Here is a 428-nt window from a genome sequence, read left to right as displayed (position 1 = left end):
GATTATGAGGATATCGTGGAGAAAGTGTGCAAGGCTTGGAATCGATTCTTGGACAGTACAGATAGAGTTAGCAAGATGTGTACAAGAGAGTGGATTAATCTGACCAGTTAATTTTCCAGATTGGTATAATTTTCCAGATTGGTATTAGATACGACAAAGCCCTAGCACTTCTGCTAGGGCTTTGTCTGAAAAGTGGCGGAGCGGACGGGACTCGAACCCGCGACCCCCGGCGTGACAGGCCGGTATTCTAACCGACTGAACTACCGCTCCGCTGTCTGGTTAGACGTTTCGTCTACTTTTTTTGTCTTCAGATTTTTCTTAAAAATCTAAAGACAACAAGTTAAAGCCTGGCGATGTTCTACTCTCACATGGGGAGACCCCACACTACCATCGACGCTGTTTCGTTTCACTTCTGAGTTCGGGATGGA

At 46.0% G+C, this 428-nt stretch carries 1 tRNA gene; it reads right to left on the bottom strand.

Annotated features, from left to right (window positions below):
* Positions 1 to 193 precede the first annotated feature (193 nt).
* A tRNA-Asp gene (locus UF06_RS18945) sits at positions 194 to 270 on the bottom strand.
* Between the last annotated feature and the right edge of the window lie 158 nt (positions 271 to 428).

Source organism: Vibrio sp. S234-5 (genome assembly GCF_000960595.1).
GTDB lineage: Bacteria > Pseudomonadota > Gammaproteobacteria > Enterobacterales > Vibrionaceae > Vibrio.
Note: the sequence above shows the minus strand (reverse complement) of the source record. Positions and strands in the feature narration are given on the sequence as shown.